Consider the following 9030-nt stretch of genomic DNA (forward strand, 5'->3'; position numbering starts at 1 on the left):
GAATATCCTCTCCTTCAACTTTTGACTAGTTCTACTTTTTACTTTGCCAATTTCCATTGCAGTTTGAGGACTATATGCATGACTGCCCGTCACACGAAAAACGAGCAGAATATTCGCTCGTTTTTTTATATCCATCTTCCTATTTTGTTTTACACCTTTGTATTATTTATTCAACTCGTTCAGGATTCCATCAGCGATTGCTTTTGCAATTGCCTTTTGACCTTTTTCACCGAGTATATATTTTCCATCAGATTCATTATCAATATATCCGACTTCAACTAATGCAGTTGGAACCTTTGCAAATCCAACCATATGAAGTAAGCCTGTCCCATCAATAATTCCATTACTATTCGTATATTTTAATCCTTCAAGTTCTTTCATAATTGATGTCGCTAGTGCCATTGACGTTTCATTTGTGGTATCTGTAAAAGCCTCAACACCGGTTCTTGTTCCTTCATCACTTGCATTACAATGAATCGAGACTAAGTAGGTTGCGTTTACTTTCTTTGATTCATCAATTCGATGTTGCATATCATCTGCTTCAATTTCTGAATATAGTTCATCAGTAGTTCGTGAATATACAACATTCACGCCAGCATCTTCTAAATTCTTACCAACTTTTTTGGCAATCGAAAGATTGATATCTTTCTCATACTTCCCATTATACGCAAGCGTTCCAGCATCAATTTCACCATGTCCAGGATCAATATACACTGTTGCCTTTTTATTTTTATCATCATTTTGTGTGTTTGTATCACCTGTTGTAACATCATTAACTGTTGCTGAAGCGTTTTTGTCTTCGAAAACAATGACTAGCCCAACAAGTAACACTGTCACTCCAAGTAGAATTTGCAAATATCGTCTAACTTTTCTCATACGAAGATTATAACAAAGTTATGTATCCTTGGATATGAAAAACGCACACTTTTATGTGTACGTTTTCTGAACTTTATTCTCTTGCTTCAATTCGGCATTTTTCCGAAAGATCTAAATGTTTTTGTAAAAGATCGATGGTTAATGGTTTCGTATATTGTTTGGTCTGCTTTGATACCTTTTCTGGGTCAGCTTTCTCATTTTCATACACGGGAATTGGATAATTCTCAATGAGTTTTACCCGTCCTTTTTCAACAATACACTTTGCCATTTCTTTGGCAAGCTTAGTTTTTTTATCACTTCGTTTTACGACTACAATGGATTCTGTTAATGCATAATTACCTTCTTTTGGATCAACAAAATCAATAGGCAGCCCTTCTTTTTTATCTGCAACTGCTTGATGACGTAATCCAAAACCAATCGCTACTTCTCCTGCGCGAACTTTCTTTAATGGTCCTGATCCTGAACTTTCTAAATGTGGTCCTGCATTACGCATAATTTTTACTAACAAGTCCTCTGCTTCTTTTTCTCCGTACGTATCAATCAAGGTTTGCACCAATAGCCACCCTGTACTTGAGCCAGCCATATCCACAATTGAGATATGGTCTTTATAGACTGGTTTTGCTAAATCCTTTATTGATGTTGGTACTGGTAAATTTGCTTCTTCTAATTCTTTTGTATTGATGATAAGTGAACCTTCGATCGCTAGCAATGGTGTACGATACTTCGGTGTTTGCTCTAAAGGTGCAACACTTTCATCTAAATTAACGAACATTTTATTTTCACTTTGTGCTGAATCTATATAATAGCTAGACATCGTTACGATATCAGCTTCTACATCGATACCCTCTCCTAGAAGTTTTCCACCTAGTTCATTTGTTCCGTAGGCTTGAAGGATGTATTTGTTTTTAAAACCATTTTCATCAAGTACTTGTTTAATTACTTCTTGTGCTTCTTCATCTGCATTGGAATAAATAATCACTTTGCTTGATTCTTTTTTTGCACATCCACTTAACGTACAAGCAAGTAGAATGATGACAACGATGATTTTATTTAGCTTCGACATAATACCGTTTCTCGCTTTCTTTTTTTGTTAAATGGTTCATCAACGTTTTCATGATGATATTTGCAATAAAGATCAATAGTGATAACACAAAGATATCTGCAAACTTAGCAAAGTGTTGTAACTCTTTTATCTTTGTTGTAATGACACCTGTTTCTGCACCAACTAAGAAAATAATTGCACTAATGGTTACCATAGAGTTTATAAAATAGTATGAGAACATTTCAAAAACTGTAGAAATTGAACATGGAATCATAACTTTACGTAATGTTCCAAACCAACTATCACCAAGTAATCTTCCTGTTGTTTCAAATGATAAATTCATTTTCATAAAGGCATTTTTAATCATGACATATGGTGTTGAGAAAAAGTGTACAACATTACAAATGATAAGAATGATATATGTGTTTTGGATATTGGTTCCTTTAAATGCGAACATGAATCCAATCCCAACGACCATCCCTGGCAAAGCATTTGTTAGTGTGGATACGAAATCAATACTTCCACGAATCAGTTTTGGCATTTTCCCGCGCGCACTAATAATCGCTGCAACATAGGATACGATCGTCCCACAAACTGCAGTAGCTATTGCCACAATAAATGAGTTTTTCACAACATCAAGTAAATTTGCACTTTGGAATGTCTCAATTACATGGACGAATGAGAAACTTATGTCATATGGCCACTCTTTGACAAATGGTAATATAAAGATAACGGCAAATACAGATACAACTCCAAGCATGATGCAAGCTGATACAATTCCACAAAACCAGTTCTTCTTTTTCACTTCAGGTAGCATAACATCGGATATATTTTCATAGCGAACATTCATTTTCTCGATTTTACGTACAACGAGTACAGCTACAATTGATGGTATTAACATCACTAAAGAAATAACTGCCCCATTATGGAAGTTAGGAATAGATCCTAACATTTGGTTATATAGTGTACTTGCAATAACTTCAAACTGTCCACCTATCGCTGCTGGAATTCCAAAATCCGTAAAACTTAAAAAGAACGTTTGAATAAATGCAATAACAAGTGTATATGCTAATGGTCGAAATACGGTATGGAAAAAGCGTCGCAATGGCGAGTCTCCCATTAGTATCGAAACCAAAAACTGTTTCTTATCGATGTATGTCATTGTGTTCTTTATTAGTACAAAAGCAATTGGTAATGTATAAATTAAATACCCAATTAGTAATCCATTAAACCCATACAGATTGAATGGTTGAAAGCCAAATATTTTAGTGAATACACCTTGTTTACCAAATGTATAAATAATAGCAAACCCATAGGTAATCGTTGGCATAAGCATCGGCATTGTTGCTACTAAATTAATTAGTTTCTTAAACCATTTTGGTACACTTGTAAAATGAATGGTATATGCTAAAAAGAATGCAATACCTGTAGATAGTAATGCTGTAATACTCGCAATTAAAAAACTATTACTTAGTGAAGTAACAAATCTCTCCTTACTAATGACCTTTACAATATTATCCAAACTTATGACACCATTTGTTTGAATAGCACGCATAAGTACTAGTACTAATGGATAAAATAGAAATATTGCAAATAATGCAAAGATAAAGATATATATGAGTTTTAATTCATGATTACGCTTAAACATGTTGGTCTCCAAATAGTTTAAGAATATTATCACGTTTGATATGTAATTGATGCAAAATAAAGTTCTCTACAAACTTCGTTGCTGGTTTCTCAATTATCTCTTGTGGTGTTCCATATTGTGCAATCTTTCCACCATCCAGTATAAGAACCTTATCTGAGAGCGTCAGCGCTTCTTCTGGATCATGAGTAACAATTATCGTAGTAAGCTTAAACTCTTCTGAGATTTGCTTAATCGTGTCTTTAATCGACTCTTTGATTACTCCATCAAGTGCACTCAATGGCTCATCTAACAATAATACCTTTGGTTTTAATGTTAGCGTTCTTGCTAGTGCCACTCTCTGTTTTTGACCACCAGACAACTCATGAATTTCTTTATCTAAATGTTCACGTAAATCAAGTAGATCAATTAAGTCATCTACTTCTTCTTGTGTAGACACACTAGGGTTATTACGCCATCCATAAACGATATTACGTCCAGCACTTAAATGTGGAAATAAAGCATAATCTTGAAATACAATATTCAATCCGCGTTTCTCAATCGGTAGATGTGTAATATCTTTTCCATCTAGTTCAATAGTTCCTGCATCAATTTCTACAAGACCAAGCAAACAATTAAGCAATGTTGTCTTACCACTTCCACTTGAACCTAGTATCGAAACAATTTCACCATTATTTATTGATAAGCTAATATCTTCAAGTACAGTGTTATCACCATACGATTTATATAAGTTGTTTAAGGTTAGCATAAACTCTCTCCATTTTTCATATGTTACACATTTTACTAGATATATGAACATATAACAATATAAAATCACCATTTATTGTTCATTTACTCATTTTTAAACATTTTTTTGAACAAAACAAAAGGAAGTTCCGATTATATTGGAACCTCCGCTCTTTGTTCTTGTACTAACGCTACCTTGAATTTTTCTCTCTTGGGTGTAACAGGATGAAATATAGGAACAAAGAGAGTCTATCCTGCTACATATATTAAGAGACATAATTGTCCGTGAAACTTCAAAAAAAATTAAAAAATCTCAGGTTTCCCTAAGATTGATGTATTTTGGTTAATATTCCATTTGCAATAGCTTCAGCAATTTGCTGTCTTCCTGCTTCCGTTTGAATAAATGCATTATCATCTTCATGATCTAAATATCCAATTTCAACTAGCGTTGTTGGCACTTCGGCAAAAATCACTAAATGCAGTAATTCAGTTGCATCAACAATTCCATTATTATCTGTATAATTTACTTCCTCCAATTTCTCTTCAATGTTTTTTGATAATGAAAATGCCTCTGCATCATTTGGATCTGTATACACTTCAAAACCTTTTCTTGTACCATACTCGCTTGCATTACAATGAATTGAAACAAAGAAGTCTGCTTTTGCGACGACTGATAAATCAATTCGACTTTGTAAGTCATCTACATTTGAAGTGGAAAGTTGTACATCACTCGTACGTGAATAAACAACGTTCACTCCATTTTCTTTTAATATCTCTCCAATACGAAGTGCAATATCTAAATTAACATCTTTTTCATACATTCCGGACAAAGGTATCATTCCAGAATCAACATCACCATGACCTGCATCAATAAACACTGTTGTTTGTTGTTTCGATAATACCATTCGCTTCGATGGAAGCATGCGTACATGTTGAACAGCAGCAGTTGGTCCTTGATTATTTGATGTAACTCCCACAAGTAACATCAATACAGCAACCACGATGATTCCTAATCTTTTCAATGTTTTCATGGTAGAAGTATAACAAAATCATATATATCAGACTACACTTTTTCTAACATCACATAACTTCATAAAAAAGTGATGGAGAAAAACACTCCATCATCTTAAAAGACAATACAAAAGACAAATAAAAACTAAATTGGGTACTTTCTACACTGTATATGGAATTTCTAGTCAATCTTCTGTTGTACAATTATAGAGGGTACCTTTTATGCCTATTCGACAAGAAACAGCTAAATCCCACTTTTCCATTGCAAACAAGTCATTTGATAATGCTTGGAGATTACAAAGATATGATTCAACCAAGCCCACAATTCAAAAGATATTTACTGATCAATGGAGTGATTTTTTGAAAGATCCTCAAGTTGCTCACAATGGTTTTCGTGATGTGACTTTAAAAGAAGTCCAAAAGATGATGGACTGTGGAACCTTTGAATGTGGTTTTGAAATTTATGAGTGTCTCGCTTGTCATACAACCAGTGTTGTCTGTTATACATGTAAAAGCAGATTCTGTTCTTCTTGTGGTGTTAGATATGCTAAAGAACGAGCACTTGGTATTTCCGCAAATGCTTTAGATGTTCCTTATCGACACCTAGTTTTTACGATTGATGAAGAACTAAGAGAGTATTTCTTAAGAGATAGAGAGATGCTACACCTTTTATTTAGTGCAGTCAAAGATACACTGTTTTATGTTTTCGATAAAATCAATGGAAAAAAAGACACATTTACTCCAGGAATCATTATGGTTTTGCATACTTTTGGACGTGCATTAAACTGGAATCCACATATTCATTGCTTAATCACTGAAGGCGGTATGAACAGTAAACATATTTATAAGAACATAAATTTCATCAATTATGAGTCATTGAGAAAATCATTTATGCGTACTCTATTGTATAAAATGAGAGACTCTTATGATGTGAATTCTAGAGAATACAAAAATTTCAAAAAACTAATAAGCAAGCTATATCGTGAGCATAAAAAAGGATTCTATGTTTACGCTCCACCACTAGAAAACAGAAAAGGTAAAGACGCAATTATAAATTATATATTACGTTATACTGGAAGACCTGTAATGGCACAAAGCAGAATTATCCATTACAACAAAGATAAAAAAACAATCAAGTATTATTATGAGGATCATAAAACAAATGAACGCATTGAAGTAGAAGAACATGTATTTCTATTCATGAAAAAACTTCTTCTTCATATTCCCGAACAACAATTTAAAATGATTCGCTATTATGGAATATATGCAACATGTAATCATTCTCATAAAGAGAAAATGAGAGTTTTACTTCCACGATTAGGAAAAGCAAAAGAGAGAGTATACTATCGTGGTGATTTAATAGAAACATTCGGAGTAGATCCGTTTTTATGTACATGTGGTCATTATATGGAATTCATAGATTACTATGTTCCATCAAGTAAAGGTGGTGATAAGAATGGACCAATATATAGCTAAAGATGAATATATCCAAATGAAATGCAAAAGCTGTGGATATGAAGAACAAATGCCTACATGGTGTTTTGATGAAGTAGCAGAAATGATGCGATATGATAACAACAATGACACACCACATATACATTGTCCAAGATGTGATAAACCAACACTTTATCCAAAGAAATAAATACAACCTAAAATCAAAATACAGGATTAGGTCTTTTCAAGTGCCTAATCCTTTATTTTGACTTTACTTAGCAACGAAGAGAACTTTCCTTGAGAAAAAAAAGCTCACAAATCATGTGAACTTTTTGTATGCTTCGTTTAAATTACAATGTAGAAATTTGGTCTATAACTTCCTTGACTACCATATGTAACACCTGTTGCAGGCGTTCCGGCATGTACGTAACTTCCATTTCCTAATGAAATTGCTACGTGGTAAGGTGAACTATCTCCACCCCAGAACAATAATGCTCCTGCTGGTGCGTTTTGAACATCGTAATAATGTTGACCTAGTGCAGCTTGTGCTCCTGTAGTTCTTGCGCCAATTCCGAATGAATATTGGACAAATCCTGAACAATCAAAACCTGCAGGTGAAGTTCCACCATATACATATGGAGAACCAACAAGTGAGATTGCAGTTGCAATTCCACCACCTCTAGCAGCATTAGCCGCAGGTGTTGGAGCTTGTGTTACATTTTGCTCGTTAGCTGTCTCTGCACTTTGGTTTGCTTGACGTTCTTCTTCTAATTCTGCTTCACGTCTTTCTTTGGCAGCTTCTTCATCTTCACTTACAGTTACAACTAATTGTGCTTCTGCTTTGTTTCCATTAGCATCAACTGCTGTATATGTGAATGTATAATCTCCGTCGATGTATAATCCATCTTCGTTTTCTTCGATTTCTCCACTTACTGTGTAGTTCACTACTTCATCGTAGTTATCAAATACACCTGTTACATATGCTTGAGGATCAAAGTCTCCTGTATCAAGTACATCTACATGTGTTTCTGATAAAGCAATCACTGGCGCTTGTGTATCTACATATTTTACATTTACTAAGTATGAGTTAACTGCAAATACATCATCAGCGATTACTGGCTTGTCGTTGTTTAGTTCTACTTTATTTACACTGTCACTTGCATAAGCTTCTTTTGATTGAATCTTAATTGCTACAGTATCTTCTCTTAATTCTTTTGTTGGGATACGATCCAATTTCACTACGTAGTTACCAATTTCATATCCTTGACTTCCATCGTTAAGTGTAATTGCTTTTGCATCGTATACGTTACTTTCATTTCTTGAAATGATTTCTTTAGCAACATCAATGATTGCACTATCATCACCATAGTTCACTTTGATTGCTTTTTCATTTAATGGAGTAGCAACTTCTACTTTACGAAGAACAGTTGCTGCATCAACTTGTGAGCGTCCTAGTCCAGTAAATGTAAATGTTACTGCAAATACTAAAGCAGCAGTAGTTGTTGTTAATACAAAGTGTTGAAAGTTAAAGTGTACTTTACCAAAACGGTTTTCAATTGTAGATAAAGCAACGTTTGCTTTATTTGCAATTGAAGTACACGTAGTTTTCGTTTGTTTGATAACTACTGGATAGATTTCTGTAAATGCTGCATCTGCTTTATGTAAAGCTTGTTTACATCTAATCAAAGACGCACCAAGTAATTCATTAGCTACAACGCTTGCTTTTACTTTACAAGTAACTGCCCATGAACTAGCTTCACGTAAACCGTGTTTAAAATTACATACTAAAGTCGCATTAAGCTTCTTTGTGTTTTCTACTATTTTATTCATTGAACTCATATTTGAACCCCTCAGAATGTTTCATCATTTTCTAGTTAAAATCACAATGATTTTACTCACTGATAATACCATTATGAAAGCCCTTACACAACGATATCCCAAACTTTCACACAGTTGAAATTAAACTATTTTAGGTATCAAAATGTTCATTTTTCAACCACTGTATGATGGTTTTCATACATTAAAAGTATCGATGTTTTGTATTGTTTCATCATTTTTAGAAGGTAAACAATCTCATTTACATACTTTAAAATTCATTATTTTTTGTAGAAAAAAAGTGACTCATTTTTCAACGAATCACTTCCATAAACAATTTTTTTAGTTAATTAGTCGTTTTTGCTTCCACCTAGAATTCTTAAAATAAGGCTTAATTCAACCGATGCGCACCTAACTTAGATTGTTACATGTATGATGATACATTGAAATGTAAGATTACCATATAAAAATAAGGAAGGTA

General features: G+C 33.7%; 8 protein-coding genes. 2 read left to right on the forward strand and 6 right to left on the reverse strand.

Translation table 11 applies throughout. The features are described 5' to 3' along the window. Positions 1 to 162: 162 nt before the first annotated feature. From EDD63_RS10975 to EDD63_RS10995, 5 genes are all read right to left on the reverse strand, one after another. Positions 163 to 876, reverse strand: coding sequence for an N-acetylmuramoyl-L-alanine amidase family protein (locus EDD63_RS10975; protein ID WP_134171359.1), 714 nt, complete (start codon positions 874 to 876; stop codon positions 163 to 165). 73 nt (positions 877 to 949) lie between these two features. Continuing rightward, positions 950 to 1939 carry an extracellular solute-binding protein gene (locus EDD63_RS10980; RefSeq protein WP_134171360.1) on the reverse strand — a complete coding sequence of 330 codons (990 nt, stop codon included), beginning with the start codon at positions 1937 to 1939 and terminating at the stop codon, positions 950 to 952. Next, positions 1923 to 3566, reverse strand: a complete 1644-nt coding sequence (locus EDD63_RS10985; protein WP_134171361.1) for an ABC transporter permease — start codon at positions 3564 to 3566, stop codon at positions 1923 to 1925. Before EDD63_RS10985 ends, EDD63_RS10980 begins: the two co-directional genes overlap by 17 nt. Further along, positions 3559 to 4311 carry an ABC transporter ATP-binding protein gene (locus EDD63_RS10990; protein ID WP_134171362.1) on the reverse strand — a complete coding sequence of 251 codons (753 nt, stop codon included), beginning with the start codon at positions 4309 to 4311 and terminating at the stop codon, positions 3559 to 3561. The genes EDD63_RS10985 and EDD63_RS10990 overlap by 8 nt, the downstream gene beginning before the upstream one ends. Positions 4312 to 4612: 301 nt before the next feature. Beyond that, positions 4613 to 5320: an N-acetylmuramoyl-L-alanine amidase family protein gene (locus EDD63_RS10995; RefSeq protein WP_134171363.1), complete on the reverse strand. Its 708-nt coding sequence runs from the start codon at positions 5318 to 5320 to the stop codon at positions 4613 to 4615. A 202-nt stretch (positions 5321 to 5522) separates the two neighbouring features. Here EDD63_RS10995 and EDD63_RS11000 point away from each other — a divergent pair, with 202 nt between their 5' ends. Together EDD63_RS11000 and EDD63_RS11005 are read left to right on the forward strand one after the other, a co-directional pair. Continuing rightward, positions 5523 to 6776: an IS91 family transposase gene (locus EDD63_RS11000; protein WP_134171364.1), complete on the forward strand. Its 1254-nt coding sequence runs from the start codon at positions 5523 to 5525 to the stop codon at positions 6774 to 6776. Beyond that, on the forward strand, positions 6757 to 6942 hold the full coding sequence (locus EDD63_RS11005) for a hypothetical protein (RefSeq protein WP_134169038.1): 186 nt from the start codon (positions 6757 to 6759) through the stop codon (positions 6940 to 6942). Before EDD63_RS11000 ends, EDD63_RS11005 begins: the two co-directional genes overlap by 20 nt. Before the next feature lie 137 nt (positions 6943 to 7079). Here the strand turns inward: EDD63_RS11005 and EDD63_RS11010 are convergent, their stop codons facing one another. After that, a complete protein-coding gene (locus EDD63_RS11010; protein ID WP_208318330.1) occupies positions 7080 to 8573 on the reverse strand; it encodes a C40 family peptidase in 1494 nt (497 codons plus the stop codon). Between the last annotated feature and the right edge of the window lie 457 nt (positions 8574 to 9030).

This window comes from Breznakia blatticola (genome assembly GCF_004365815.1).
In the GTDB taxonomy this organism is placed as follows: Bacteria; Bacillota_I; Bacilli_A; order Erysipelotrichales; family Erysipelotrichaceae; genus Breznakia; species Breznakia blatticola.

Excerpts from the sequence above, each read along its gene's own strand:
- EDD63_RS10995 (WP_134171363.1), bottom strand. The coding sequence starts at position 5,320 with ATGAAAACATTGAAAAGATTAGGAATCATCGTGGTTGCTGTATTGATG.
- EDD63_RS10980 (WP_134171360.1), bottom strand. The coding sequence starts at position 1,939 with ATGTCGAAGCTAAATAAAATCATCGTTGTCATCATTCTACTTGCTTGT.
- EDD63_RS11000 (WP_134171364.1), top strand. The coding sequence starts at position 5,523 with ATGCCTATTCGACAAGAAACAGCTAAATCCCACTTTTCCATTGCAAAC.
- EDD63_RS11010 (WP_208318330.1), bottom strand. The coding sequence starts at position 8,573 with ATGAGTTCAATGAATAAAATAGTAGAAAACACAAAGAAGCTTAATGCG.
- EDD63_RS11005 (WP_134169038.1), top strand. The coding sequence starts at position 6,757 with ATGGACCAATATATAGCTAAAGATGAATATATCCAAATGAAATGCAAA.
- EDD63_RS10975 (WP_134171359.1), bottom strand. The coding sequence starts at position 876 with ATGAGAAAAGTTAGACGATATTTGCAAATTCTACTTGGAGTGACAGTG.
- EDD63_RS10990 (WP_134171362.1), bottom strand. The coding sequence starts at position 4,311 with ATGCTAACCTTAAACAACTTATATAAATCGTATGGTGATAACACTGTA.
- EDD63_RS10985 (WP_134171361.1), bottom strand. The coding sequence starts at position 3,566 with ATGTTTAAGCGTAATCATGAATTAAAACTCATATATATCTTTATCTTT.